At 59.3% G+C, this 26,185-nt stretch carries 27 protein-coding genes and 1 tRNA gene; 15 read left to right on the top strand and 13 right to left on the bottom strand.

The window, feature by feature from the left end:
- The first annotated feature begins 74 nt into the window (after positions 1-74).
- The 3 genes from AABB31_RS07370 to AABB31_RS07360 all read left to right on the top strand — a co-directional run bounded on the left by AABB31_RS07370 (position 75) and on the right by AABB31_RS07360 (position 3,086).
- Positions 75-1,412, top strand: a complete 1,338-nt coding sequence (locus tag AABB31_RS07370) for an MFS transporter (protein ID WP_342078752.1) — start codon at positions 75-77, stop codon at positions 1,410-1,412.
- On the top strand, positions 1,405-2,292 hold the full coding sequence (locus AABB31_RS07365; protein ID WP_373635581.1) for an alpha/beta hydrolase: 888 nt from the start codon (positions 1,405-1,407) through the stop codon (positions 2,290-2,292). The genes AABB31_RS07370 and AABB31_RS07365 overlap by 8 nt, the downstream gene beginning before the upstream one ends.
- 71 nt (positions 2,293-2,363) lie before the next feature.
- Complete coding sequence (locus AABB31_RS07360; RefSeq protein WP_342078754.1) at positions 2,364-3,086, top strand: alpha/beta hydrolase; 723 nt, start codon at positions 2,364-2,366, stop codon at positions 3,084-3,086.
- A 35-nt stretch (positions 3,087-3,121) separates the two neighbouring features.
- On the opposite strand, the gene phaZ is transcribed toward AABB31_RS07360, so the two are convergent.
- On the bottom strand, positions 3,122-4,396 hold the full coding sequence (gene phaZ, locus AABB31_RS07355; RefSeq protein WP_342078755.1) for a polyhydroxyalkanoate depolymerase: 1,275 nt from the start codon (positions 4,394-4,396) through the stop codon (positions 3,122-3,124).
- Positions 4,397-4,461: 65 nt separating this feature from the next.
- Here phaZ and phaC point away from each other — a divergent pair, with 65 nt between their 5' ends.
- The 5 genes from phaC to AABB31_RS07330 all read left to right on the top strand — a co-directional run bounded on the left by phaC (position 4,462) and on the right by AABB31_RS07330 (position 9,443).
- Entirely contained in the window at positions 4,462-6,258 is a 1,797-nt protein-coding gene (phaC, locus tag AABB31_RS07350; protein WP_342078756.1) for a class I poly(R)-hydroxyalkanoic acid synthase, read from the top strand.
- Positions 6,259-6,406: 148 nt separating this feature from the next.
- A complete protein-coding gene (locus AABB31_RS07345; protein ID WP_342078757.1) occupies positions 6,407-6,856 on the top strand; it encodes a phasin family protein in 450 nt (149 codons plus the stop codon).
- A 203-nt stretch (positions 6,857-7,059) separates the two neighbouring features.
- Positions 7,060-7,791: a class I SAM-dependent methyltransferase gene (locus AABB31_RS07340; protein ID WP_373635580.1), complete on the top strand. Its 732-nt coding sequence runs from the start codon at positions 7,060-7,062 to the stop codon at positions 7,789-7,791.
- 76 nt (positions 7,792-7,867) lie between these two features.
- Positions 7,868-8,407, top strand: a complete 540-nt coding sequence (phaR, locus tag AABB31_RS07335; protein WP_342078759.1) for a polyhydroxyalkanoate synthesis repressor PhaR — start codon at positions 7,868-7,870, stop codon at positions 8,405-8,407.
- Positions 8,408-8,483: 76 nt separating this feature from the next.
- Positions 8,484-9,443, top strand: a complete 960-nt coding sequence (locus AABB31_RS07330) for a LysR family transcriptional regulator (protein WP_342078760.1) — start codon at positions 8,484-8,486, stop codon at positions 9,441-9,443.
- Positions 9,444-9,453: 10 nt separating this feature from the next.
- Here AABB31_RS07330 and AABB31_RS07325 read toward each other — a convergent pair whose 3' ends face one another.
- Complete coding sequence (locus AABB31_RS07325; RefSeq protein WP_342078761.1) at positions 9,454-10,641, bottom strand: aminotransferase class I/II-fold pyridoxal phosphate-dependent enzyme; 1,188 nt, start codon at positions 10,639-10,641, stop codon at positions 9,454-9,456.
- A gap of 79 nt (positions 10,642-10,720) precedes the next feature.
- Complete coding sequence (locus tag AABB31_RS07320) at positions 10,721-12,025, bottom strand: FAD-binding oxidoreductase (protein WP_342078762.1); 1,305 nt, start codon at positions 12,023-12,025, stop codon at positions 10,721-10,723.
- 121 nt (positions 12,026-12,146) lie between these two features.
- On the opposite strand from AABB31_RS07320, the gene AABB31_RS07315 reads away from it, so the two are divergent.
- Positions 12,147-12,587, top strand: a complete 441-nt coding sequence (locus AABB31_RS07315; protein ID WP_342078875.1) for a GFA family protein — start codon at positions 12,147-12,149, stop codon at positions 12,585-12,587.
- Here the strand turns inward: AABB31_RS07315 and AABB31_RS07310 are convergent.
- From AABB31_RS07310 to AABB31_RS07290, 5 genes are all read right to left on the bottom strand, one after another.
- Positions 12,578-13,357, bottom strand: coding sequence for a hypothetical protein (locus tag AABB31_RS07310; RefSeq protein WP_342078763.1), 780 nt, complete (start codon positions 13,355-13,357; stop codon positions 12,578-12,580). The two genes, AABB31_RS07315 and AABB31_RS07310, sit on opposite strands and share 10 nt — an antisense overlap.
- On the bottom strand, positions 13,354-14,706 hold the full coding sequence (locus AABB31_RS07305) for a glutamine synthetase family protein (RefSeq protein ID WP_373635579.1): 1,353 nt from the start codon (positions 14,704-14,706) through the stop codon (positions 13,354-13,356). Before AABB31_RS07305 ends, AABB31_RS07310 begins: the two co-directional genes overlap by 4 nt.
- Positions 14,703-15,386, bottom strand: a complete 684-nt coding sequence (locus tag AABB31_RS07300; protein WP_373635578.1) for a type 1 glutamine amidotransferase — start codon at positions 15,384-15,386, stop codon at positions 14,703-14,705. The genes AABB31_RS07305 and AABB31_RS07300 overlap by 4 nt, the downstream gene beginning before the upstream one ends.
- 65 nt (positions 15,387-15,451) lie before the next feature.
- Entirely contained in the window at positions 15,452-16,258 is an 807-nt protein-coding gene (locus tag AABB31_RS07295; RefSeq protein WP_342078764.1) for an amino acid ABC transporter permease, read from the bottom strand.
- Positions 16,255-17,139 carry an ABC transporter permease subunit gene (locus AABB31_RS07290; protein ID WP_342078765.1) on the bottom strand — a complete coding sequence of 295 codons (885 nt, stop codon included), beginning with the start codon at positions 17,137-17,139 and terminating at the stop codon, positions 16,255-16,257. Before AABB31_RS07290 ends, AABB31_RS07295 begins: the two co-directional genes overlap by 4 nt.
- Before the next feature lie 114 nt (positions 17,140-17,253).
- Here AABB31_RS07290 and AABB31_RS07285 point away from each other — a divergent pair, with 114 nt between their 5' ends.
- Positions 17,254-18,327, top strand: coding sequence for an FAD-dependent oxidoreductase (locus AABB31_RS07285; RefSeq protein ID WP_342078766.1), 1,074 nt, complete (start codon positions 17,254-17,256; stop codon positions 18,325-18,327).
- Between the two features lie 62 nt (positions 18,328-18,389).
- Here AABB31_RS07285 and AABB31_RS07280 read toward each other — a convergent pair whose 3' ends face one another.
- The 5 genes from AABB31_RS07280 to AABB31_RS07260 all read right to left on the bottom strand — a co-directional run bounded on the left by AABB31_RS07280 (position 18,390) and on the right by AABB31_RS07260 (position 21,972).
- Positions 18,390-19,112 (bottom strand): transporter substrate-binding domain-containing protein, encoded by a 723-nt coding sequence (locus AABB31_RS07280; protein ID WP_342078767.1) that lies wholly within the window; start codon positions 19,110-19,112, stop codon positions 18,390-18,392.
- Between the two features lie 22 nt (positions 19,113-19,134).
- On the bottom strand, positions 19,135-19,905 hold the full coding sequence (locus AABB31_RS07275; RefSeq protein ID WP_342078768.1) for an amino acid ABC transporter ATP-binding protein: 771 nt from the start codon (positions 19,903-19,905) through the stop codon (positions 19,135-19,137).
- Between the two features lie 88 nt (positions 19,906-19,993).
- Positions 19,994-20,743 carry a PhnD/SsuA/transferrin family substrate-binding protein gene (locus tag AABB31_RS07270; protein WP_342078769.1) on the bottom strand — a complete coding sequence of 250 codons (750 nt, stop codon included), beginning with the start codon at positions 20,741-20,743 and terminating at the stop codon, positions 19,994-19,996.
- Positions 20,740-21,174: a TerB family tellurite resistance protein gene (locus AABB31_RS07265; protein WP_342078770.1), complete on the bottom strand. Its 435-nt coding sequence runs from the start codon at positions 21,172-21,174 to the stop codon at positions 20,740-20,742. Before AABB31_RS07265 ends, AABB31_RS07270 begins: the two co-directional genes overlap by 4 nt.
- 6 nt (positions 21,175-21,180) lie before the next feature.
- Complete coding sequence (locus AABB31_RS07260; protein ID WP_342078771.1) at positions 21,181-21,972, bottom strand: 23S rRNA (adenine(2030)-N(6))-methyltransferase RlmJ; 792 nt, start codon at positions 21,970-21,972, stop codon at positions 21,181-21,183.
- A gap of 117 nt (positions 21,973-22,089) precedes the next feature.
- Here AABB31_RS07260 and AABB31_RS07255 point away from each other — a divergent pair, with 117 nt between their 5' ends.
- The 5 genes from AABB31_RS07255 to AABB31_RS07235 all read left to right on the top strand — a co-directional run bounded on the left by AABB31_RS07255 (position 22,090) and on the right by AABB31_RS07235 (position 26,115).
- Positions 22,090-22,833, top strand: coding sequence for a MipA/OmpV family protein (locus AABB31_RS07255; RefSeq protein WP_342078772.1), 744 nt, complete (start codon positions 22,090-22,092; stop codon positions 22,831-22,833).
- 178 nt (positions 22,834-23,011) lie between these two features.
- Positions 23,012-23,088, top strand: a tRNA-Arg gene (locus tag AABB31_RS07250).
- A gap of 155 nt (positions 23,089-23,243) precedes the next feature.
- On the top strand, positions 23,244-24,098 hold the full coding sequence (locus AABB31_RS07245) for a hypothetical protein (RefSeq protein ID WP_342078773.1): 855 nt from the start codon (positions 23,244-23,246) through the stop codon (positions 24,096-24,098).
- On the top strand, positions 24,095-24,568 hold the full coding sequence (mobC, locus tag AABB31_RS07240; RefSeq protein ID WP_342078774.1) for a plasmid mobilization relaxosome protein MobC: 474 nt from the start codon (positions 24,095-24,097) through the stop codon (positions 24,566-24,568). The genes AABB31_RS07245 and mobC overlap by 4 nt, the downstream gene beginning before the upstream one ends.
- Positions 24,562-26,115 (top strand): relaxase/mobilization nuclease domain-containing protein, encoded by a 1,554-nt coding sequence (locus AABB31_RS07235; RefSeq protein WP_342078775.1) that lies wholly within the window; start codon positions 24,562-24,564, stop codon positions 26,113-26,115. Before mobC ends, AABB31_RS07235 begins: the two co-directional genes overlap by 7 nt.
- The last annotated feature ends 70 nt before the right edge of the window (positions 26,116-26,185 follow it).

The raw sequence follows: 26,185 nt of genomic DNA, 5'->3' as shown, positions 1-26,185 counted from the left end.
CCTGACGTGACGTTTCTGTTTCTCTTTGCAGCATCGGCTGCCTAACGTAAGCGGCGTGACGGGGAGGTCGTGAAATGGCGTTGTCGCTGGGACAAAAGGCAGGCTGGGGTCTGGCGGATATGGGGGTGGTCATATTCGTGATCGTCAAGCAGCTGCTGATCGTGGCGTATCTGACGTCCTACCTCGGCGTGCCGGTTGGTTTGGCCGGGCTTGTTACCACAGCTGTGCTGATCTTTGACATGATCACCGACCCGCTGATCGGGCATTTCAGCGACCGGACGCAAAGCAGATTTGGCCGTCGCGCACCGTGGATGTTTGTGGGTGTTCTGGTCATGTCGGCGGGCATGGTGGGGCTGTTCTCGGTGCCGGCAGGCTTTGGAACCGCAGGCAATCTGACATGGGTTGTGGCCTTCTTTGTGCTGGCCACTGTCGGTTTTACAATGATCGCGATCCCCTATAGCGCCCAGTCGGGCGAGATCACGACCGATCCAAAGGAACGTTCGGCCATGACAGGCTGGCGGATGGCCTTTGCCAGCATTGGTATTCTGGTTGGCGGGGCGCTTTTACCCGGGCTGGCGGTGTCGATGGGCTATGCCAAAGCCGCGGCGGCCGTGGTGCCGTTGATGATTGCGGCGGTGTGGGTGTCGATCTGGGCGACCCGACATGCGCCAAGGGTGGAACATGCCGCAACCGTCAGCTTGCGCGAAAGCTTTGGTGTTGTCTTTGCAAACCGGGCCTTTGTGGTGCTGGTTCTGATCTATGGCGTCATGACCCTGGCGATTGCGTTGATCACCGCGGGTCTGCCATTTGCGACGCAGTATCTGGTTGTCGATAATGGCAACACGGCCTTGTCGGGGGCTGCCAGTGCGTTGAGTGTGCTCAGCCTGATGTTTGCGTGTTTTGTCGTGGGCGCGATTCTCAGCCAGGCAATCTGGGTGCTGCTGTCATATCGGTTGGGCAAGGCGCCGGCCTTGATCCTGGGGCTGTCACTTTACGTGGTGTTGCTGATCGTACTCTATCAGGCGCTGCCCTCGGTCAATGTCACTATCATTGCAGGGCTATTTGCAATAGCGGGGGTCACCAATGGTGCATATCAACAAATCCCCTGGGCGATGTATCCTGACTTGATGGATATCACCCGCCGCGAAACCGGCCTGACGGTGGAAGGCGCATTTACGGCTGTCTGGCTGTTTGGCCAGAAGCTGGCCAATGCCGTCGCACCCGCCGTGCTTGGTTTTGTTCTTGCCGCTGCCGGGTGGCAGGAAACGACCGACGGCACCGTCGCCCAATCGCCAGAAGCGCTTGTCGCACTGCAATGGGCCATTACGCTTGTGCCTGCCGGTATCCTTGTTGTTGCGATCCTGGGGCTTGGGGTGATCTACCGACCAATGGCGGTGCGTGCCCTTGCCTGATCTTTCCAATATCGAAGCCGCGATTGCAGCCGCCGAGGCCAAGGTGCCCAACCTGCGGCCCGGATGCGAAAGAAAGATCGTCTGGGCGGATCTGCCAGCGACCCGGTCGCGGGATGTGCTGCTGTATATCCATGGATTTTCCGCAACAGGCGAAGAGCTACGCCCGCTGCCTGATCTTGTGGCGGAACCCTTGGGCGCAAATATCTATTTCGCACGGCTGACGGGGCATGGGCAGGATGGGGCTGCAATGGCCACGGCAACCCTGGATGACTGGCGGCGGGATGTGGATGCGGCGATCGAGGTCGCGCAAACCATCGGTGAGCGGGTGATCATCATGGGGTGCTCGACCGGGTGTACATTGGCCACCCTGGCCCTGGCAGAGGGGGCTGCGGCGCATGCGATTATTCATGTGTCGCCCAATTTCGGGCTGGCCAATCGGGCGGTTCAGTTTCTGCTTGATTTGCCCGGCGTGCGACATTGGGGGCGTTTTGTGGCCGGCAAAACCCGGAATTTCGAACCAATCAGCGAAGAGCATAGCGCCTATTGGACCACCAGCTACCCAAGTCAGGCCGTGTCAACCATGGCAGATGCCGTTCGCGCGGTGCGGCAGGCGGATCTGTCGGCCATTCAGACGCCCGCGCTTTTTGCATTCAACGAGGCGGACAGGGTTGTGCGCGCGGATGATACGCGGGCGGTCATGGCGCGTTGGGGTGGGCCAGTTGCAACGCATCTGTTGCTGCGCGGGGCCGGTGACGACGCCTATGGTCATGTGATGGCTGGCGATATCTTCAGCCCGGCCCAAACAGGGCCACTGGCCCGGCGGATTTCGGCTTGGTTGGCCGAGCTGGACAGCGAACGCCCCCTTGCGATGCCCCGCTGACACGGGCAACATACGGGCAAAACCAAGAACGCTTTGAGGATGGCGGCGTATGCCGTCGGGTGGGGCCGCCAATGCCGCGTGAAACACTATTGATGATACCGCCGATGCTTTGCGACGCGCGGATCTTCGAACATCAGATCAGAAGCCTTGGCAATGATCACGCCGTGATGTTCGCCCCCATTACCCGGGGCGAGCGCATGGAAGAGGTCGCCAGCCAGATCCTGACCTGGGCGCCGCCGAAATTCGCGCTTGCGGGCATGGGCATGGGGGGCATGGTCGCGCTGGAGGTCATGCGCCGGGCTGCTGAACGTGTGACCCGGATCGCCCTGATCGCCACAAATGCACAGGCTGACACACCCGAGACTGCCGCGGGGCGCGAGCCGCATATCATCGCCGCCCGGTCCGGGCGTATGGACGACGTGCTGCAGCACGAGATGAATTCAACCTGGCTTGCACCAGACACGGACAAGGCCGCTGTGATCCAGCTTCTCAAGGAGATGGGGCATGCATTGGGATCGAAGATATATGTGCGGCAGGCGCGGGCGATGCAGCGGCGCAAGGATCAGCAAGCAACGCTGCGCCAGATCAAGCAACAGCCCGCAATTGTCATCTGTGGCCGGCATGACGGGCAATTCCCGCTGAAACGGCAGGAATTCATGACCGAAATGATCCCCTATGGAAAGTTGGAGGTCATTGATGATGCAGGCTATCTGCCCAGCATCGAGGCGCCGGAAAAAGTAACGGATATCCTGCGCCAGTTCATGGACGCGCCGATGATGCTACGCCCGGTTTAGGGCGCGGCCAGCTACACGGGCGGTGATCACGCTATCTATTTGAGTGCCACAACCTTGGCGGATGCGGCAGCAGGGCTGGCTTCGGAATTGGCATCAATGAAATCCAGCACCAAGGGGCGAATGTTGTTGCGCCAGCTGCGCCCGGCGAAAATGCCGTAATGGCCCGCCCCCGGCTCAACATGGCTCGCCTTCTTGGCGTCAGGCAGGTTGGTCAGCAGCCCCAAAGCAGCCAGACATTGTCCCGGCGCAGAGATATCGTCATTCTCACCTTCCACGATTTTCACAGCGACCGTGGTGATCTTGCTCATGTCGACCTTGTGGCCGGCAACAACAAAGTCGTTGCGGGCAATTTCGCGGCCCTTGAAAATGCGCTCGACCGTTGAGAGGTAGAATTCAGCTGTCATATCCATGACCGCCAGATATTCGTCATAAAAGTCGTTGTGGCGATCATGTTCGGATGCTTCGCCCTTGGCCACGCGAATGATCTCGTCGCGGAAAGCGTTCGCGTGGGTTTCGCCATTCATCGAGATGAACGATGCCAGTTGCAGCAGGCCCGGATAGACCATCCGGCCAACGCCTGCATATTTGAAACCAACGCGCTGGATCATCGTCTCTTCCAGCTGGCCCATTGTGACGGACCGGCCGAAATCGGTGACCTCTGTATGGTTTGCCTCCGGGTCGACGGGGCCGCCGATCAGGGTGAGCGAGCGTGGCTGTGCGGTTGGATCTTCCTCGGCCAGATAGGCGGTGGCCGCAAGGGCGAGGGGGACAGGCTGGCAAACCGCAATCACATGGATGTCCGATCCCAGCTCGCGCATGAAATCGACCAGATAAAGGGTGTAGTCCTCGATATCGAACTTGCCCGCGCTGACCGGGATGTCGCGGGCATTGTGCCAGTCAGTCACAAACACATCGCAATCAGGCAGCAGGCTGGTGACGGTCTTGCGCAGCAAGGTGGCGTAATGCCCCGACATTGGGGCCACCAACAGCACGCGGCGTTTGCTGGGCTTGCGGCCGGGCATGGTAAAGTGGATCAGGTCACCAAAGGGGCGTTCCACAACAGTTTCGACAACAACCGGATAGTCCTTGCCCTTTTCGCCCGCGATCGGGGGGATGTTCCAGTCAGGCTTGACGACCATGCGGGCAAAGGTGCGCTCCGTCACCTCGCCCCAGGCTTTCAGCCAATCCATCGCCGGATTGGCGCCCCAGGACATCATCGGGTAGGATGCAAAGGCGTGGGCGGTCGCGCCCAGCCACTGGTTTGTGTTGCGCGCGCTTTCCATCAGGTCATAGGTCATCATATACTTCATCACGAACTCCGATCACAGGCGCGCAGGGAATGCTGCGTGTGCAGCATAGGCACAGGAAGGTTAATATGACAACAAACGATTTAGCGGGTGATGTTACTTCCAGCCACAATGTTACAAAACTCGAGGCCAATTTGGCAAAGGTCGAGGATCTGACCCAGCGATTGTTGAAGGCCATGGGACAATCGCGTCAGGTTCCCGCACCGCTGCAGGGACCCAGTCAGGAGCTGTATATCAAGGCGGCAACCGCCTATATGACTGAAATGATGCACAATCCTGCCAAGCTGATTGAACATCAGGTGGAGTTCTGGGGAAAGTCGGTCAAGCATTATGTCGAGGCGCAGCATCTTCTTGCGCAAGGCAAGCTTGAACCACCAACCGACGAGACACCCGCAGATCGCAGGTTCGCGCATGAGTTGTGGAACACCAATCCGTACTTCAATTTCATCAAGCAGCAATACCTGATGAATGCCGCTGCAGTGCAGCAAGCTGTCGATGATATCGAGACGATGGATTCGGAGGAAAAGAAACGCCTGCGCTATTTCAGCCAGCAGCTTGTGGACATGATCAGCCCCACCAATTTTCTGCCGACCAACCCCGAGGCGCTTGCCCTTGCCGCCGAAACCGAAGGCGAAAGCCTTGTGGCCGGGCTCGAGAACCTGATCGCCGATCTAGAGGCGAATGACGGCGATCTGGTGGTCACACTTGCCGACAAAAAGGCCTTTCGCCTCGGCGAAAATCTGGCCACGACGCCGGGATCGGTCGTGTTTCGCAACCACCTGTTCGAGTTGGTCCAATATGCCCCATCCACCGACAAGGTGCATACGACCCCTCTGATCATCTTCCCGCCCTGGATCAACAAGTTCTACATTCTTGATCTGAAACCGCAGAACAGCATGATCAAGTGGCTTGTCGATCAGGGACACACTGTCTTTGTCGTCTCGTGGGTGAACCCGGATCCCGGTTACCGCGAGACCTCGATGTCGGATTATGTCGAAGATGGCTATCTGACGGCCATCGGTGAAGTGAAGAAGATTTGCGGCGTCAAAAAGGTGAATGCGGTCGGCTACTGCATTGCGGGAACCACCTTGTCATTGACATTGGCGCTGATGAAACAGCGCAAGGACACATCGGTCAATTGCGCCACGTTTTTTACGACACTGACCGATTTTTCAGATCGGGGTGAGGTGGGGGTCTTTCTTGATGATGATTTCGTCGACGGGATTGAGGCGGAAGTACAAGAGAAAGGTATCCTCGATTCCTTTTTCATGTCGCGGACATTTTCGTTTCTGCGGTCCAACGACCTGATTTATGGGCCAGCAATCAAAAGCTACATGATGGGCAAGGCGCCGCCGGCCTTTGACCTGCTTTACTGGAATGGCGACAGCACCAATCTGCCCGCGAAGATGTCCGTCGAATATCTGCGCGGCCTGTGCCAGGATGACCGGTTCGCAACGGACGGGTTCGAGATATGCGGGACGACAGTGAAATTGTCGGAAGTGACCGTCCCACTTTGTGCGATCGCATGCGAGACAGATCATATCGCCGCCTGGAAAAGCAGTTATGCAGGTGTGCAGAAGATGGGGGCGAAGGACAAAACTTTCATCCTGTCGGAATCAGGACATATCGCCGGTATCGTCAACCCGCCCTCCAAGAACAAATACGGCCACTATACCAACCCGGAACTGGGGTTGACCGTGGATGACTGGTACGACGCCGCAGACAAACATGAGGGATCTTGGTGGCCGCGCTGGGATTCGTGGTTGTCCGGAAAAGCGGGCAAAAAAGTTGCCGCACGGGAACCCGGCGGTGACGATCATCCGGTTCTGGCGCCTGCACCGGGAACTTATGTGATGCCTAAGTAGCTGTTCCCACAGCGCTTTTCGCGGACGCAGAAAATTATGCTGCAATGCAGAAAAAACACTTGAAATGCTGCGCTGCAGCATGCATATTGTTGTCAGAGAATGAAACGCGGAGGGGGCTCCGCACTCACACACCTGAAAGGTTACGACAATGGCTAAGACACAAGATTTCACCGCTGTATTCAAAGACATGATGGGCGCCTTCCCTGTCGACACAAAGGCAATGGAAGAGCAGTTCAAGAACCAGACAACGCTTGCTGAAAAAATGTCCGCAGTTGCAATCGACGCTGCTGGCAAATCTGCCGAGCTGTCTGCAAAGTGGACACAGGACACATTGGCAAAAGTGGAAGCCATGTCCAAAGCAAAGGCAGAGCCTGCTGACTACGCCAAAGCAATGACAGATTTCGCATCTGCACAAGCTGAGTCCGCTGCCGAGCACATGTCTGCTTTCGCTGAAATCGCGAAAAAAGTGCAGACACAGACCATGGAACTGGTTCTGGCTGCTGGCAAAGACATGTCCGAGGACATGACTGCTGCTGCGAAAAAAGCAACAAACGAAGTGACTGCTGCTGCCAAGAAAGCAACTGCAGCTGCCAAGTAAGTGACTTTAAATCGCCCTGCCTCCCTGAGGGTTTGATTTTCTTAAAACGGTCCGCATCGCGGACCGTTTTTTGTTGTGCTGCAAGACCGCACCCGATCCACCGCCTGACTGGGTTCTGACCCTAGGTGACGATTGCGCAACCAAGATGAGATCGCTGCGCGATCACTGTATCTTTTTGTCATCCCGCCGCGCATTCTGACGCCATGCCAGACCTGCACTATACCGATCCCGCACTTGTCGAGATCTACGATGCGTTCAACGGGTGGAGCGCTGATCGCGACTATTATCTGAGCCTGCCGCATAGCCGCCCGGCCCGTGTGCTGGAAGTCGGATGTGGGACGGGGTTGGTTGCCCGCGCGCTGGCCCGGCAGGGCCATGATGTCACCGGGCTTGATCCGGCCCGGCCCATGCTTGACTACGGGCGGCGCCGGCCATCGGGCGAGACTGTGACCTGGGTCTGCGGGACGCTGAGCGATTGTGTGGATCAGCCGTTTGATCTGATCTTTATGACCGGGCATGCATTCCAGTGCCTGATCGCCGATGCCGAAATCGAGACCGCTTTTGTCCGCATTCGCGACCTGCTTATGCCCGACGGACGATTTGTGTTCGAGACCCGCAATCCCGCCGCCCGCGTATGGACCAGATGGGTTCCTGAAACCACGCGGCGGCAATTGACGATGTCGGATGGGGGCGTTGTCACCGAAGAACATGATCTGGTTGCCGTGGCGGGTGAGTTGGTATCATTCACCTCGACCTATCAGGTCGGGGGGCGGAAACTTGTGTCGCACAGCACCCTGCGCTTTGCTGATCTTGCGCGGCTGACGGCCCTCGCGCGCAAGGCAGGATTGGCGGTCAAGATGGTCCATGGCGATTGGGATCGCAGCGTGCTGACGCCACATAGCCCTGAAATCATTGTGACGTTGGTACCTTCGTGACATGCACCCCCTTTCTTTTTGTGCAGGCGCAGCCTAGGCTTCTCTGCACCGCAACATGCCTTGGGAGGGACCGGCCATGGCAGACACGAATAAACCCCTGCTGATCAAGCGCTACGCAAGCCGGCGTCTCTATAATACCGAGACGAGCGACTATGTCACCTTGGAAGATATCGCCGTTTTCATTCGCGAAGGACGCGAAGTGCAGATCGTCGATCTGAAATCGGGGGATGATCTGACGCGGCAATATCTGTTGCAGATTATCGCAGAACACGAAAGCCGCGGCGAAAGTGTATTGCCTGTTGATGTGCTGACCGATCTGGTCCGCAGCTATACCAGTCAGGCTGCATCCGTGGTGCCGCAGTTTCTGCAGGCCAGTTTTGAGATGTTGCGCGAAGGGCAATCCAAGGCGATGGAGAATATGGGCAAGGCGAACCCAATGGCAAACATGCCAGGGTTTGATGCAATGCGCGCGCAGCAAGAGGCATTCTTCAAGGCGATGACCGGCGGTCTGATCCCGGGCGCAAATAATGCCACGAAAGAATCCGACGATGATCTTGATGCAATCAAGGACCAACTATCCGCGTTGCAGGAAAAACTTTCCAAGATGGGGAAATAGGATTGGCTGACTGCCCAGCCGTGATGCGCCAAGGCGCATCGCAGCAGGCTAATCCTGCGGCCCGAGGGAGCATGTATTGGCGACCACCGGAAAAATAACGCTTTGGGGTGTTGAAGTCTTCGTGGCGACGGCGGAAGAGGCGTCAATCTCTGCTGCGGCCCGCCGTCTTGGCAGTTCTGCCGCAACCGTCAGCCAGCAAATCACAAATCTGGAAGGGGCTATTGGCACCACCCTGCTTAACCGCGGTGAACGGCCCGTCACGCTGACCCCTGCGGGCGAGATGTTTCTGCGCCGGGCCAACACGATCCTGAATGAGGCTGATCAGGCCAAGGCCGAACTGGCCATGGCGGATTTCAGCCGGCTGACCCGGTTCCGGCTGGGCATGATCGAGGATTTTGATGCCGATGTCACACCCGGATTGCTGACCAAGCTCAGCACGGAACTGAAGAATTGCCAGTTCCTGCTGGAAACCGGGGCGTCACATCGCCTGTTCGATTTGTTGGACAGCAGGGCGCTGGATGTCATCGTTGCCGCTGATATGGGCCAGTCGCTTGCCGGGATGGAAGTACATCAACTGATGGAAGAGCCGTTTGTGGTCGCGGCCCCCAAAGGCATGATTGCGCCCGGCGATGTGGCCCGCCAGCTGCGCCGGCTACAGCTGATCCAATACACGACGCGCCACCATATGGGGCGCGTCATCGCGGGTCATCTGGCGCGGCAGAACCTGCGTCTGACCCATCGGTTCGAGCTTGATAGTTATCACGCCATCATGGCGATGGTCGCCGAAGGGGCCGGTTGGACAATCCTGACCCCGCTGGGATGGCTGCGGGCGGGGCGGTTCCGCGAGGCCGTTGATCTCTGGCCGCTGCCATTCGCACCATTGTCGCGCACGATATCCCTGACCGCCCGGCAGGATATCCTGGGTGAAATGCCCAAGAAAATCACCGCCCGGATCAAACCGCTTTTGCGGGATATGATCGTTGATCCGGCCGGGCAGAGCTATCCATGGCTGAAAGATGGGTTGCGGATTTACTAGGGTCAGGACCCTAGGTCCCGTAGGCTTTGGGCGGCGTCATCACATCGCTGACGGCCTCCAGAATGACCGCTGCGATGATATCGCACTCTGCCAGACTTAGCCGCGCGGGAAGCCGCACATCGCAGGCGCGCATCAGCATGGCGCGGGTCTTTGGCAGATCAGGGATGTGCTTGAGAAACTGCCAGTTCCAGAACGCCCGCGCATTATCTGTGCTTTGGCCGAAGACCTGCACTTTCAGGCCCGCATCCCCGGCGGCGGTCGCAAATGCTGCGATTTGTGACGTTGTCAGGCCGACAAGGTTGAACTGAATTGAGTCAGGCGCCCGCCGCTCTGCTGCCATTTTGTCCGGGACCGAGAGCCAGGGCGAGGTGTTGAGTTGTGCGGCAACATGATCGTGGTTGCGCCTGCCTTTGCTGACGCGAGAGGCCAGCGCATCCAGTTGCGGCCGAATGATCGCGGCTGAAACTGTGTTAAGCCGCTGATTATAAAGCGGCAGCTTGTTCTGCCATTTCGCAAACGCGCTTGCCAGGACGGGGTGTTTTTTCCAGTTATGCTCGTAGGCGCCGGACATGATGACGGCCTGTGCGATCAGATCGGCATCATCCGTGATCATGATGCCGCCTTCGCCGGCGTTCAGCAGCTTGTAGGATTGAAAGCTGAAACATCCGACCTTGCCGATAGTGCCGATATTCCGGCCATGCCAGGTGGTGCCAAGCGAATGTGCCGCGTCTTCGATCACCGGGATATTGGCGGCATCACAAAGCTGCATGACCCTGTCCATGTCGGATGTATGTCCGCGCATATGGCTGATGATCACCGCATCCACATCGGGCAGTTTTGCGGCGAAGTCATCCATATCAAGCCGGTAAGTGTCGCCACATTCGCACAACACTGGCACGCAGTCAGCATGCACAACCGCCGACGGCACGGCCCCAAAGGTGAAGGCAGGGATCAGCACCTTGGCATCCCGTGGCAGCCCCAACGCCTTGAGCGACAAGAACAGCGCGGCCGAGCAGGACGATACAGCCAGCGCGTATTTTGCGCCCAGCAATGCGGCAAACTCGGCCTCTAGCAGCGCGACAGGCGAGGCGTCAGACGTGTAGCGAAACAAATCGCCCGTGCTGAGGATGCGTGTAACCTCCGCCATGGCGGCTGGCGGGATGGGTTCGGCGTCATAAACGTTCGGTACTGGCTGCATGTTCGGCTTTCCTGAATGTGTATTTTGGATAAGCCTAACATGGGTGACGTAACAAATCTATGATGGGCATGCGGGCCGGCTATATTCCCAGCCGGTCCCGCAGCGCGTACCATGTCATCGCAAGGGTCAGCAGCGGCCCACGAAAGGCTGCGCCGCCCGGGAAGTTGGGTATTTGCAATGCGTTCAGCGTATCGAACCGGCCCGCCTGACCTGCAACAGCCTCGGCCATGACCTTGCCCGCAAGACCCGATAGCGCCACGCCGTGGCCGGAAAATCCGGCGCCCGACACCATATTTGGCCCAACCCGTTGAATGGCGGGCAGGCGGCTCATCGTGATGGCAAGGGTTCCGCCCCAGACGTAGTCGACCTTGACCCCGTCAAGCTGCGGAAAGAGACCCGTCATCCGATTGATCAGGGCGGTCTGGATATCCTTTGGAAAGGCGATGGTATAACTTTCCCGCCCTCCGAAGAGCAGCCTGTGATCCTCGGACAGCCGAAAGTAATTCACCACGAACTTGCTGTCCGCCACGGCGATGTCGCGGGTCAGTATTTCGGCGGCCTTGTCGCCCAGCGGTGCCGTGGCACAGATAAAGCTGTTGATTGGCATGACCTTGGCGGCAATGGGCCGGTTGATATGTGGCAGATATCCGTTGCCCGCAAAGATCACATGGCTTGCATGGACCCGGCCGCGATTTGTCCTGATTTCAGACGGATCGCCCGGTGCCACATCATGCACTTCGGACCGATCATAAATCCGGGCGCCTGCGGCCTCGGCCGCGCGGGCAAGCGCCAAGGCGTAACGCAGCGGATGCAGATGCCCCGCGCCCATATCCAGCGTGCCGCCCTGATAGCGGGGGGATTTGACGATATCGGCAAAGCCATCCTTATCGAGCGAGCTGATATGAGGATAGTTGTAATGCGTTGCAAGATGTTCGGCGATGGCGGTCTCTTCGGCGGCCTCGGCTTTGCTATAACACCCATGGGCAACCCCGGGCATATAGCGGGCATCGGGGGCATGTGCTGTGCAAAAGTCCCGCAGGTCCTGCTTTGCCTCTTCGGCCAGCAGCCACAGATCCTTGGCCAGCGCGCCCCCGTACTTCGCCTCGAGCCTTTGTTGCGAGATATTGAAACCCGTCCCAACCTGCCCGCCATTGCGCCCCGAGGCGCCAAACCCCGCGCGATGCGCGTCCAGCACAACCACATCCATCCCCCTAGCGGCCAGATGGCGCGCGGCGGACAGCCCGGTATAGCCTGCGCCAATGACGCAGACATCGGCCGTTGTTGCGCCATGCAGCGGGGGGCGTTCAGGGGGTATGTCAGTGCTGGCTGCATACCAGCTGCGTGGAAACTGGCCGGGGCGGTCGTTACGATATAGCGGGTTCATCTGGCAATCCATCCACGGCGATAGCGGGATTATGCGTCCTCAGACCCGGAAGAAACAGTGGTATTTCAACCGACGCAAATTCCACTAAATTGCGCAAAAGCACAGGAGCGCCGTCATGGACATGTCACAAACCCAATTCGCCGCGGCGTGCCATTGCGGCGCGGTACAGTTTGAAGTTTCCCTCAGCGAGGGTCTTGGTTCTGCGCGCCGCTGTACATGCTCTTTTTGCCGGATGCGCGGCGCTGTTGCGGTCACCGCCCCGCTTGACGGTATCCGGTTTCTGCAGGGCGAAAAGCATCTGGCGCTGTACCAATTCGGGACAAAGACAGCCAAGCACTATTTTTGCCCGACCTGCGGGATATACACCCATCATCAACGCCGCTCGAACCCCAATGAATACGGCGTGAATGTTGCCTGTCTGGATGGTGTCAGCCCCTTCGATTTTCTAGAGGTGCTGGTGCATAACGGGGTTCAACACCCCGCCGATGACCCGACAGCGCCGCAGGATGCGGGTGTTTTGTGGTTCGCGCCAAATAGCCGGTTGGCGGGTGATCAGGGCTGAAACTGCAGGTGAATATGGTCGTCGTGGCGGGCGGCCTGACATCCCTGAAAGCGAATGACATCCGCATTCACACCCAGCCTTTCGGCCAGGTGTGGTTCCACGAAAACGGCATAATCCGTGCCTGTGGGGTTGTTGGCCAGCCAAGCCAGCGCTGCTGCGGTCCGATCCTCGTCCAGTGGCCATGGGCGCATATAAGACTGGGCCCAGTCCATGTCCCAGCGCAGGCCAAATCCGCCATCCGCGTCACATAGCGTTGCTGCATTGGCGGGTGGCTGTTCGAATGCCCAATAGCCGATAGGCGACCGGGCTCGCCCAAGCTGATAAGTGCCATCCTGATCCGTGTAATAAAGCGCCAGATCAAGCTTTTGCCCGTCATCATGGGACAGGTGCGGCAGCAGCGGAAAGCCTTCGACAAATGGAAAACCCGCATCCAGGGCCCGTGTTCTGGTCCCGGGGAAATCATCATGCATCTGGGCGGCCAGCGCGTCCGCATGCGACTTCAGGGCTGGATCCACATAATTGCGGTTCAGCGCGCAATAGACCGGGTTGAGAACGGCGATCTGGGTCGGACCCGCATCAAGGCAGGGCAGGGGGACGCGACCAAAACCCGGTGCAACATAATGCGCCCCAACGCTTAGCCCCAGATAGGCAAGCACAAAGACCGTCCAGAAACGGGCAACCGGCCGCAATACAATCGCCACCAGCCAGGCGATGCCGCCCAATTGGCTGATCAAGGTCAGCAAGATGATGGCAAGGCCGTGGCGGATCATACGTTTAACAGCAGATGCTCGCGTTCCCACGGGCTGATCACCTGCAGAAACTCGTTATATTCGGCCCGTTTCACAATCGAATAGACGCGGGCGAATTCAGGGCCAAGCACCGCGTGGATGTCGGTGGCGGCGTCAAACAGCTCTAACGCGCTATAGAGCCCTTGGGGGATCTGATCGTCGGACTCGTAGGCATCCCCGTTCCAGCGCTTGTCAGGGCGGATTTCATTCTTCATCCCCAGGTAGCCGCACGCCAGCGAGGCGGCGATGCTCAGATAGGGGTTGCAATCCATGCCAGCCAGACGGTTTTCAATCCGGCGGGCCGATGGATCAGAGATTGGAATACGAATACCTGTCGTGCGGTTGTCGCGCCCCCATTCGAGGTTGATGGGTGCTGCATGGTCGCGCACATAGCGCCGAAAGCTGTTCACATAGGGCGCAATGATCGCGATGACGCTTGGCATGTGATCCTGCAGACCGCCGATAAAGTGAAAGAAGGCGTCCGTTTCACCACCCTGTGGCCCGGTAAAGATATTGCGCCCCTTGGTATCAAGGACGGAATGGTGGATGTGCATTGCCGATCCCGGCTCACCCTCGATTGGTTTGGCCATGAAGGTGGCAAAGCAATCATGGCGCAGCGCGGCCTCGCGGATCAGTCGTTTGAAAAAGAACACCTGATCAGCCAGTTGGATCGGATCGCCATGGCGCAGGTTGATCTCCAATTGTCCGGCGCCGCCTTCCTGGGCGATCCCGTCAATCTCGATGCCCTGTATTTCGGCAAATTCATAGATATCGTCGATCACCGGGCCATAATCATCAACGGCCATCATCGAATAGGCCTGCCGGCCAGCCGCCGGGCGTCCGGTGCGCCCCATCATCGGCTCAATCGCTTTGGCCGGGTCGATATTGCGCGCCACAAGATAGAATTCCATCTCGGGGGCGACCACAGGGGTCCAGCCTTCGGCCGCATATAGATCGACCACCCGGCGCAGTACATTGCGGGGGGCAAAGGGAACCGGCGCGCCCTTTTGATCAAAGGCGTCATGGATGATTTGCAATGTCCCGTCTCCGGCCCAGGGGGCTGCGGTTGCGGTCCCAAGATCGGGTTTCAGGATCATATCCGGTTCCAGAAAACCATCCGGCCCTGCGGCCTCGCCCCAGTCGCCGGTAATGGTCTGGAAGAAGATCGAATTGGGCAGATGAAAATGGGCCTGCTTGTCCCATTTGATGGCTGGCACGGCCTTGCCACGGGCGATGCCAGGCAGATCGGCGATAACGCATTCGACTTCGTCCAGCCGCTTGGTTTCCAGATAGGTCTTGGCCGCGTCGGGGATTGCAGTCATCCAGCTCATGCGACGCGCCTTTCCTTGAAAAACCGGGCAATGTCGTCTGCCAGTCTGCCATTGTCGATTGGTGCGTCGAGGTTGTCCGCGACCTGCTGCAGCAATGGTTCGGGGACGACGCCGGGGCCACGATGCCGGGCCAGCCCGGCCACGTAACGATTGTCGAATTCCGGGTGTGGCTGAACCGTAAAGGCCCTACGGCCATACACAAGGGCCGCGTTTTGGCAAAAATCATTGCTGGCCAGCACCTTGGCATCCGGGGGGAGGGCCACGACCTGATCCTGATGCCATGCATTCAGCGCCACTTGTTCGCCTGCCCAATCGTAGGTTTGGCGCCCAACCGCCCAGCCATCGCTGAACTTTTCAACCTTGCCACCCAGGGCTTGGGCGATGATCTGGTGACCAAAGCAGACGCCCACAAGCGGAATATCCGCGTCATAGATGTCGCGGATCAACGCCTCCAGCGGGGGAATGAATGGGTGATCCTCATAGGCGCCGTGTTTTGACCCGGTCACCAGCCAGCCATCGCAGGCTGCGCGGTCCTCTGGAAGTTCCATATCAACGACGCTGAACGTCGTGAATGTAAACCCATGCCCGTCGAGCAGTGCCTTGAAAAGGGTCGCAAAATCCCCGTGATCCGGTTTCAGTGCGTCAGGCGCATGTCCGGTCTGCAAAATCCCGATTCTCATGGATCACCAAGCAGCCAATAATGTAGCTGACGCTATTCCTATCCGTGGAGCACCGCAAGCAGGCGCTAGCGGATGACTTGCGGGCGCAGTTTCAGCCGTTTGCGCCGATCCTGCGGCAGATGCCTGTTCAAGCGGTTGTTGACCCGCCCGAAAATCCAGATGACGCAGAGCGTCAGCAGGATGAAATAGCCCGCGAGGATCGGATAGGGGATGAACGGGTTAAAGGTCTTATCCGCAAAGTAATTGGCATAATATAGCGCATCGCCGCGCTGCTGCAGCGCGGGGAAGCCTGAAAAGAACACAAGCGTTGTCGCGTGAAACAGGAAAATCGCCTCATTCGTGTAGGCAGGCCAGGCAAGGCGCAGCATGGTTGGCCAGATCACCCGCCGAAAGCGCGGCCAGCCCGACAGGCCATAGGCATCTGCGGCGTCCGTGTCGCCCTTGGGAATGGATTGAAGCGCGCCGTAGAAAATTTCACCCGAATAGGCGGCCGTATTCAGAAACAACACCAGCAGCGCGCCAGCCCAGGCCGAGGTAAGCGGGCCGAAAACCGGATAGACGCCCTTGAGGCTCAGAAACACGAAATACGCAAAGAAGAACTGGATAAAGAGCGGCGAACCCCGGAAGATAAAGATGAACCACTCCGCAGGCTTGCGGATCAAAGGGTGCCTGGCGGCCTTGCCCATGGCGACGGCTGTCGCAAGAAAGAAGCCGCTGCACAGGGCGAAAATGCCAAAATAGATATTCCAGATCATTCCCGACCCGATCAGGGTGAATTGCTGGCAAAGGGTGAAATCACTGCGGGGCAACAGGCGTTCGCCGATGCCCTGACTGCGCAGCCCGTAGTCTATGATTGTCTCCCAGCAGCTCATGCGGCTGCCCTGCGCTGGGCTTCGCCCGCTGCGGTCGCCTGACCATGGGTCAGGCGCGCCATGATTTTGGCCAGCACCACCTCGGACAGTTTGGTGAAGCACAGATAGAAAATCAGCAGCGCCAGAAAGTACCACATACGCCAGTCTGGATGCGGATAGTCGGTGAATTGCGGCTGCTTCGCGCCGCCCAGTTCGCGGGCCCAGTAGACGATATCTTCGACCCCCAGCAGAAACAGCAGGGGCGTCGCCTTGATCAGGACCATCCACAGATTGGACAGGCCGGGCAGGGCGTAAACCCACATTTGCGGCACCAGAACGCGCCAGAAGGTTTGCCGGCGTGACATGCCGTAAGCCTCGGCCGTTTCAAGCTGCCCTTTGGGCACGGCCTGCATGGCGCCAAACAGGACGTTGGCGGCAAAGGCCCCAAAGACGATGGCAAATGTCAGAATGGCCAGCGAAAACCCGTAAACCTCATGCACCCATTGCGGCGCGTTGCCCAATGGCAATTTGGCCGCCGCACAGACGACAAAGTCGCTGCCTTGCCGGATCGGTTCAGACCAGTCGGGGCATTTCACCTGATGGCGCAGATATTCAAAGGCCTGATCAAGCGCGATGACGAAAAACAAAAAGAACGCAATATCCGGAATCCCGCGCACAATCGAGATATAGGTTTTCCCGAACCACCGCAGTGGCGGGATATGACTGCGAGCGGCCGCGGCCCCGCCAAACCCGAACGCCAAAGCGGTTGGTGCGGTGATCGCCAGCAACAACAGCACGGTGCCGACCGCCCAATACATCGACATGTGCTTGCCTGTGGTCAGGTAGCAGCTTAGCCATTGGTAGCCTTCAAGTATGCTGGGGTCTGTGCAGAAACTGAACATCAATCGTCTTGTGGCGCCTCACGGTTTATCCGTCCATCAATTCATGTTCTGTGTCAACGCATTGGCCAAGTATAGCGGTCAGACCGCAAATGAATTTCGGCAGAGGTGTCAAAAATGGTGCAAACACATATTGTTGTCGGGGCGGGCATCATCGGTGCCGCAACCGCATTTCAGCTTTGCAAGGCCGGGCAGCGCGTCATCGTGATCAGCGCGGGCCAGGCAGATGCGACCAGCGCGGCCTTTGGCTGGATCAATGCCAGCTTTTTCATCAATGAAGATCATCATGTCCTGCGTGTCGCAGGCCTTGCCGCATGGCGTCGGGCGATGTCGGATTTGCCGCTGAGCGTGGATTGGCAGGGCTGTCTTTGCTGGGATCTGCCTGATGCGCAGATGCATAAGACTTACGCGCGATTGCGGGCATTCAACTACCCCGTGGAATTGTACGACGCGGCCCAAATCGCGGCTCTTGTGCCCGCCTTGCGCAATGGGCCCGGACGGGCGTTGTTCTTTCCGCGCGAAGGGGCCGCATCGTCGGCCGAGATTGCAGGGCAGTTTCTGGCCGCCGCCCAGGACATGGGCGCAAGGCTGATCAGGAATATTCGCGTGACCGGCATCAGGATGCAGGCTGGCCGGGCGGTCGGGGTTGAAACCACGCAAGGGCTGATCAAGGCGGATCATGTTGTGATCGCTGCCGGAACCGGGACGGCTGCCATCGCTGAAAGTATCGAGTGCCACGTGCCGTTGGTGCCGCGCCCTGCCTATATTCTGCGCACGACCCCGCACGCGCATCTGTTACAGCACATTCTGGCGACCCCTGGTGGCGAGATCAGGCAAGAACCGTCAGGCCAGTTCCTGCTGCCGGTCGCCGTGGCGCATCAGGCCGATCAATCAGAGGTCCTCGCGCAAGACCCGGTCGCGGCGGCAGAGGGGGCCTTGGCCCGGCTGCAAACCCATTTCGCGGGGTTGGACGATCTGGCATGGGCTGAGATCATCCGCGCCGAACGCCCTGTCCCTGCCGATGATTTGCCAATCGTCGGAAGCGTTGCCGATGGCGTATACGTGGCGGTCATGCATTCCGGGATCACGCTGGGACCGATCATGGGCGAGTTGATTTCAAAAGATATCGGCGGGCGTCTGAGCAATGCAGATCAGGCCTTGTTGGCCCCTTATCGTCCGGATCGGTTCTGATCGCGCGGCATGAAAAAGGGCCGCCCCGTGGGCGACCCTTTGATTTGCGGATATGGACCCGTTCAGAACTGGGCGCCCACGCCCCATTCGGCGATCAGGGCGTTCAGCGATCCGTCTTCTTTCATCGACACGATGGCAGCGTTCAGCTTTTCGCGCAATTCGCCGTCGCTTTCACGCACGCCCAGACCAACACCGCCGCCGATCAGTTCTTCCTGTTCCAGCAAAACGACCTCGCCATCGGCTTCGGCGATGGGCGCAAGGAAGGATTTGTCAGCCAGAACCGCATCAACCTCACCGGCTTTGACGGCAGCAACGGTTTCATCCGGTGTGGCAAATTCCAGAAGGGTTGCACCCGAGGCCGCCACAAATGCAGCCTGAATTGTGCCGGTCTGCGCGGCAATCACGCCATTGGCCAGATCGACATCGGTTGACGCGGCCAGATAGGCCGATGGGTCAGGCTGGGTGTAGGCTTCGGAAAAGTCGATGACCTCGTCACGCTCATCGGTGATGGACATGCCGGCGATGATCACATCGTAGTTGCCCGAGACAAGGTTGGGAATGATGCTGTCCCATTCATTTGTCACCCACTCGCAGGTCAGCTCGGCCCGTGCGCAAATCTCGTCGCCGACCTGCCGCTCGAACCCGTCAACTTCGCCCGCATCGTTGATGAAGTTATACGGAGGGTAGGCGCCTTCGGTGCCAAGGCGCACAACGGCATGGCCGTCAGCCATTGCCATGGAGCCCAGCAGCGCAAGTGCTGCAGTGGAAAGGATCAGGTTTTTCATCGGTCGTTCTCCCGTTTGATGATTATTGTGTGGCGGATAGAAATCCGCGCAGTCGTTCGGTTTTCGGATGTCCGAAAACGGCGTCAGGCGGGCCCTCTTCGGCGATTTTGCCCTGGTGTAGAAAGACAACATGATCGCTGACATCTGCGGCCAGCCGCATATCATGGGTCACGATGATCATGGTGCGGCCTTCGGCGGCCAAATCCTTGATCACTCTGACAACTTCCTGTTCCAGTTCAGGGTCCAGCGCGCTGGTCGGTTCGTCGAAAAGCAGCGCCTTGGGTTCCATGCATAGCGCGCGGGCAATGGCCGCGCGCTGTTGCTGGCCGCCGGACAGCTGCGCGGGATACGCGCCGCATTTATCCCCGATCCCGACCTTGTCCAGATAGGTGCGGGCCTTGTCCTCAACCTCTGCCCTGTCGCGTTTCAGCACGGTAACTGGCGCCTCCATCACGTTTTGCAAAATCGTCATATGCGCCCAGAGATTGAACTGCTGAAACACCATCGACAGGTTGGTGCGGATGCGGATCATTTGCGCATGATCACCGGGGCGCCTGTTTAGCCCCGCGCCTTTCCAGCTGACCGGCTCGCCGCAGAACAGCACATCGCCCTGCTGGCTGTCTTCCAACAGATTGGCGCAGCGCAACAGGGTTGATTTGCCCGATCCTGACGATCCAATCAGACTGACAACATGGCCGGCAGGGGCCACGATATCCACGCCTTTCAACACCTCCAAAGCCCCGTAAGACTTATGCAGGTCGCGGATTTCGATCACAGGCGCAGGGTCGGTCACGTGTTGGCAGCTTTGTTCATTTATCCCGGTGAGGATTAGGGCCTATTTCGGGGGCCTTTGCAATGCGCTCCCATTATACCGGGCCAAGTTACGCTGGGGCAGTTTGCATATCATCCGGCACAGGCGCCCCATATGCAGCATCCGGCAAGGCGACGATCCCGCGCAGGTTGAGCGTTACGCGCGCCTCACCCGGCAGGGCGTGGATCGCGGCGGAAATTGCTTTGAAATAGGGGGCTGGATCTTCGCCGCTGCGGGTGATGAACGTCATGCCGGGCGAGGGGGCGCTGCGGCCGATTTCCCGACATTGCGTTGCGGCGGTACCATCAGCACATTCCATGATCCATGTATTGGCATCAATACTGGCGATATCGGCCGTGCCATTTGCAATTGCTGCAACACTCTGGTGATGGCTGCCCGTGATGATCGGCGGTTTCAGGGTGACCCCGTTTTCAGCGGCCCAGTCTCGCATCGCCACATGGCCTGATTGCGACAACAGATCATTGCACGCAAAACGAAGCAGTGTTGCGCCAGTTGGTTCGCGGTCCTGGTGCATCACAATCACGCTGTTGTAATACCCCGGCGGGCAGCCGGGCAGATTGTGGTCCGCAGCCCCGATACGGGTGACACTGTCGTGAAACACCGCCCGATAGGGCAGGTTGCAGATCTGGCCCAGCACCAGATCGGGGCGGCCCCAGCTTTTGAAATAGTTGATGTCGTGATCAAGCCTGTCGGGGGCGGCGATGCCATGCCGGCGCAGGCCGTCGCGGATCAGTTCCCACAACAGGTCATGCGCGGCCCGGTTTACGGGGCGCGCATACATCGGCAGGCTGGCAATCATTCGGTGACACGCAACCGGGCTGTGTGGCTTTCCTGATCGGTGACGCCCAAAAGGGACACGACCATGCGCATCAGGCTGTCTTCCTCATCATCGCGTTTGCCATCTGCCATAACAATCGACCACATCGCCTCGACCAGGGCGAGCCTGTCGGCATGTTCAACCGCGTCCTTGATGGCACGGGTAAAGCGGACGGTGTCGGGGGCCTCATCCTCCAGCGCCTCGCATTCGGCACGCAATGATGCGGCCTCGGATGACGTCAGATCATAGCGCAACATCAGGGCACGGTCGATGCGCTCTATCTCGACTTTTGCGTAGTCACCATCGGTCCGGGCAATCCGAACAAGAAGGGCACCAAGGGCCAGCCGAGCATCCGCGTCGGGCAGCGTAACAGGTTCATGTGCGGTCAGCCGCTTTAGAAGATCTCCAAACATGAAAGCCTACATAGGCGTCTTGATCCGATCTTGAAAGAGCCGGGCAACAGATGCGGCCTCTTCTGTCAGACCATAGGGCGGATTGAGGACAAACAGACCGGACCCAATCATGCGATGTCCCGGGCGGGCAGGGGGAAATGTGACCTCGTGTTTGAAACCGTCCGCAAGAAGGGCGCGCAACGCGCTGGTCATCTGGCGATGCGGCCCGTCGGTAAGGATCGGATACCACAGCATGATCACCCCCACGGGCCATTTCCGGTGCAGCTTGGCGATGGTCTTGGGGATGGTTTCGTAATCGGCCTTTACCTCAAATGATGGATCAATCAGCATCAATCCCCGGCGGGGGTCTGGCGGACAGGTTGACATGGCCATTTCCCACCCGTCGCGCTGCCGGATGACACCGCCATATGGCCGCATATTGTCCTGCAGGGCGGCATATTCCTTCGGGTGCAGCTCCGACAGATGGATGTTGTCCATCGGGCGCAGGATCTCGGCGGCGACAACCGGCGATCCGGGGTAGGCGCTGGGCCCGTTTGCATCGCGCACGCGCGTCAGCACAGCCCGATAGGGGTGATCGCCCGAAAACCAATCGGCGGCAATATCAATGCCAGTGGCGGCCTCGCCGGTCTTTTGGGCCTGCGTATCTTGCAAGTCGTACAGCCCGCGGCCTGCGTGGGTCTCGATATAGCTCAGCGGTTTATCTTTCTGCACCATGTAGTTAAGCGCCCATGCCAGCAGGCTGTGCTTGTGTACATCGGCCAGATTGCCGGCGTGAAATCCATGCTGATAAGAAAGCATTCCGGCCCTTTCCTGCGTTTTGGGTGCAGGTAACGTTAAAGCGACCTGCCGCCAAGGGGCTTGTGGATAAGCGGGGATGGGGTAGGTTGGGTTCAGAACAATGTGGAGCCATCTGGAATGGTCCGAAAACTCTGCCTGATGCTGGCCCTTGCCGCCCCTGCACCGCTTGCCGCGCAAGAGGGTGGTGATGGCGTGACATTCCGGCTTGGGGTTGGCCCGAAATCATCGCCGGAATATTTCGGCGCCGAAGATAACGCGTTGGGCGTCGCCGGCAGTTTCAAGTTGGAGCGTTTGCAATTCGGTGATCTGAGCGTCGGCGGGGAGCGCACGGGCCTTGGTTTTGGCGGATCATTGCGTTTCGTGAAAGAACGCAGCGCGGATGACTATAGCGAATTGTCCGGTCTGGAAGATATCGACCCGTCGTTGGAGCTTGGCGGTGGTCTTCGTTTTACCCAGCCCGGTTTTGAGATGTTTGCCAATCTGCGCTACGGCGTGATCGGGCACGAATCCCTTGTGGGCGAACTGGGTGGCGACGTCATCTACCGCCCGACCTCGCAAATCACCCTGAGCGCGGGACCACGCGTGTTGTGGGGCAGTGATGACTACGCGCAGACCTATTTTGGCGTGACTGATGCCGAAAGCGGTGCAAGCGGTCTGGACGCGTTCGAGGCTGGCGGCGGTATCCTGAGCCAGGGTATCGAAGCCGAAGCCACCTATGATTTCAACGATACCTGGGGCGTGACGGGCAAAATCCGGTACGACCAGCTACGCGACGCTGCAGCCGACAGCCCGATCACCCAATCCGAGGATCAACTCACCGGCAGCCTGTTGGTGACGCGCAAAATCACACTTGGATTTTAGCGATTTCGCCGCGTTGGCTGGTGTGCGTGCCTCCGGCTGAGCCGCATGCAACGGGTATTCGTCAACCTGCAACATTGGCATGCTTGTCTGTCACCGAAAGCAATACTGATCGGGTGTTCGGGCTAATGCCTATTGGGTCTTGAAGCCCGGGTCCGGAATACCCCATAAAACGGCGACAGGCCCCGTGGCTCAACTGGATAGAGCAGCCCCCTCCTAAGGGGCAGGTTGCAGGTTCGAATCCTGCCGGGGTCGCCAAAACCACCTGAAAAATATGGCTTATTTGCAAGGCGTTGTGCGGAAGCGTGCAGAAACGCCCGTTTCGTTTTCCGCCGAATTCTCCGAAAACGAGCGAAATCTCGTACAAAACCTGTACAAATTTCGCACGTCTGTGCGGCTTTTGAGGCGATCCGATGAGCTGGCGTGTGGCGAATGCGTGTGCAGAGCGGAAGTTCGGGAGTGCGACGCGCAAGCAGATCATCATGTTTCTAGCCGACAAGGCGTCTGATGATGGCTCGGGCATCTGGTGTTCGAAGGGGACGATCCAGCGGCACACGGAGCTGGGGGAGACGACAGTCAAGCGGACGATCCGGGACTTCCTGAAGGAAGGCATCCTGGTCGAGACCGGCGCGCGGGGGTGCAAGAACGGATTCACGGTCGTTTACCGGATCGATCTGACCCGGATCGAGGCGCTCGAACTCACCGCTGAGCCCGAGATCGAGACGGGGGCCACAGTGGACCCCGTCCGGACTGGACCCGGAACGGGGGCCACAGTGGCCGGGGTACCGGGGCCACCACGGCCCCCAAACCATCCTAAAACCACCCATAAACCTCCTACGCGCGAGCGCGTGGTGGCGGCGGATGAAGAAGCCAAAAAGGTATTGTCTGCCTATCCACCCGACCGTATGCGCGGGAAGGCTGAGTGTCTTGGGCGTATCAGGGCGGCGCTGGACGAAGGCGTCAGCACCAAAGACCTGACCGAAGCCGTGAAGGCCTACGCGACGCAGAGCGCTGGCTTCACCCGGTCAAAGGTCTGTTTCTCTGACAACTGGTTCAAGTCCGGGCGATGGGGGACCTTCGTCGAGGACATCGCCAAAAGCCGAGAAGCCTCGAAGGCGAAGGAGGCCGAGATGCTGGCAGGCTTGGCGAATTGGGTGACTGACAAGCATCCTCTTTGCCGCCACATCACACCTGGCCAAGTCGACGCGCTCTTGGCTGCAGAGCTTGTGACGCAGGCGCAAATCCAGGCGGCGGGCCTCAGATCATGAGCACCAATGATCCGACCGAAGAGCAAACAGCAAGGCGACCCATGTCATACGGCTGCGCCGATGACACGGGACCTTGCGAGGGGCGGCAAGCCTCCCATTCGAACCCCACCGGCGCGGGCAAAGCCCCCGCCAAAAAGCCGCTGACCGAGACCTTCGTCTTCCGCTGTACCGCGTCCGAGAAGGCCGATCTGCGCGCGAAGGCCGAGGCCGCTGGCCTGCCTGCCTCGACATTGCTACGCGAGGCGCTTGGCCTCACCGAAGCCCGCCGCCGCAAGCCCGTCCCCCGCGTCGATCCGGCGCTTGTGTTGGCGGTCGGGCGCATCGGCGGCAACCTCAACCAGATCGCCCGCTGGCTGAACCACGCCATGAAGGTCGGACGCACCGACCTCGACGCGCTGACAGTCGCCCGCCGCCTTGTGGTGATCGAACGCCAGCTCGCCGCGCTCCTTGATGAGGCGCGGCGGTGCTGATCAAGTTCTTCCCCAATGGCAAAGGCGCGGGCGCGGGGCCGGTCGGGTACCTCGTGGCCGAACGCGTGCTGGCCTATGACGGCAATCGTGACCTGATCCGCGACGCTGACGGCCAGGCCAAGACCGTCACACGCGACCCTCTGCCTGAGGTCCTGCGCGGCAACCCCGAGCGCACCGAAGCCCTGATCGACGCCAGCCGCCACCAATGGACCTACCGCGCGGGCGTGATCAGCTTTGCCGACAGCGACGACCCGACCGAGGACCAACAGGCCGAGGTCATGGACGGGTTCGAGCGTCTGGCCTTCGCGGGGCTGGACCCTGAGCAATATGAGGTGCTCTGGGCCCGCCATCGCCACGAAGGCCGGGTCGAGCTTCACTTCTGCATCCCGCGCCTGGAGCTGACGACAGGCAAGAGCCTGAACATCGCGCCGCCCGGATACCAGGACGCCTATGACAGCCTGCGGGACATGATGAACCAGCGTCATGGCTGGGCCGATCCGATGGATGTGGAGCGCGCTCAGGAGGTGCGCGACACCGTCGAAGCCCCGACCCGCGCCCAAGGCCGAGACGAGCTGCACGCCTGGATACAGGACCAGATCGATATGGGCCTGATCAAGGATCGCGCGTCCATGGCGGAGGCGCTCACCGACGCAGGCTTCGACCTGCCGCGCACCGGCAAGGCCTACATCACCGCCCGCGATCCAGTGACCGGCGAACGCTGGCGACTGAAAGGAGAGATTTTCCATGAAGACTGGCAAGCCGACCCGGCTGAGCGAGAAACTGAACGCGGAGCTCGACACGATCCGGGCGGAACACGTCGCCTTGATCTCGTCCCAGCTCAAGAGCTTCAGGATCGATTTGAAGAACATTGTGGGCGCCGCGCAGCATACCATCGCGAGCGATACGCGCCGCTTTCAGACCGAGACAGCGAGCATGTTCGAGACGCGGCTGAGATCGGTCCGCCTTTGGCTGACGATCTCGCCTTGGCTGATCGCGGCGATGGTGCTGACGGGGATCGCCTTGATGATGGTCGCGAGCTTTTTCTGGACGGTGCATCTGGCGCGCTCGGAGCTGACGGAACTGGGCCTGACACGGATCGAACGGCCCGAGGGGACCTGGTTGATCCTGGACCCATCGAAGACACGGCTGCGCACCTGCACGATGGGCGAGAGACACGTGACCTGCATTCGGATCGAGGAGGATTAGATGACCCAACTGACAGCCTTGGAACGCGACTTGCTCGCCTGCGTCGAGCGGTTGGTGACGGCCTTCGAGGCCTCCGCGAAAGACTTGACCGCCTTGGAGACACGCTCGACCGGCAGGATCGAGAGGGAGCTGTCTGGCTTAAAGGACTGCGTGACCTTGCTCATTCGTTCACAAGCCGCATCCATGAAGGCCTTGAGCGGATTGCTGAACGAAGAGGCGAGCTACAAGACGCTGGACGCGAGCTTGCAGCAGAGCTTGACCTTAGCGAAAGCAGCCGCCGAGAGGTTGAGGGACAGCTAGACAGCCAGGAGGCGCATGCGGAGCGGGGGTTGCGGCATTAGAGTCGACTGACCGACCTTACTTGTAAAACACACGACTTGATCTGACATTTCTGCTCTTCTGGAGCGCAAT

Origin of the sequence: Yoonia sp. SS1-5, assembly GCF_038443705.2 — a bacterium.
In the GTDB taxonomy this organism is placed as follows: domain Bacteria; phylum Pseudomonadota; class Alphaproteobacteria; order Rhodobacterales; family Rhodobacteraceae; genus Yoonia; species Yoonia rhodophyticola.
This window is presented reverse-complemented; position numbering and strand designations above follow the sequence as displayed.